Annotated in this window: 1 pseudogene; it reads left to right on the top strand. The window is 64.3% G+C overall.

The features are described 5' to 3' along the window. Positions 1-202 (top strand): annotated as a pseudogene (locus C0541_RS20950) (hypothetical protein); the annotation flags it as partial. Positions 203-542 lie beyond the last annotated feature (340 nt).

The raw sequence follows: 542 nt of genomic DNA, 5'->3' as shown, positions 1-542 counted from the left end.
GGAAGAGCAGTGCTCGATGCCTTCGTTCGATCATGAAGCATTGGTTCTACGTCTGATGCAGATCGCACGACAGACAGCTTTTCAAATGAGCACCGACCAACTTTCTGGTGCGGTGTCCTCGCCGGTTGCGGGACCGTGTGGCGGCATGGATGCCGCCACCGAGCCCCAGGGACGGGTTCACGGCGTGTCCCGCAAGCGGTGAGGGCACCNGCCGGTTGCGGGACCGTGTGGCGGCATGGATGCCGCCACCGAGCCCCAGGGACGGGTTCACGGCGTGTCCCGCAAGCGGTGAGGGCACCGCGCCCTCGACGCACCGGGCTTTTGCTTCAAGCATCCGACCGCGACTGGACAACCTCACCGTTCCAAGTCTTGGCTGTTTTGTGCGTTGTGGATCGATGGCTTGGAAGTGCGGATGGATCAGTGGTGGAGCAGTCGATCTGGTGCCTGGCTGCAGGGCCCTTGCCCGCCCACCATCGCGGGACACGCTGCAAGTACGTCCTTGTAAGCTCCGGCGCGGCATCCATGCCGCTCAGGGTCCCGCG

Origin of the sequence: Xanthomonas arboricola, from assembly GCF_003353015.1 — a bacterium.
In the GTDB taxonomy this organism is placed as follows: domain Bacteria; phylum Pseudomonadota; class Gammaproteobacteria; order Xanthomonadales; family Xanthomonadaceae; genus Xanthomonas; species Xanthomonas arboricola_E.
Note: the sequence above shows the minus strand (reverse complement) of the source record. Positions and strands in the feature narration are given on the sequence as shown.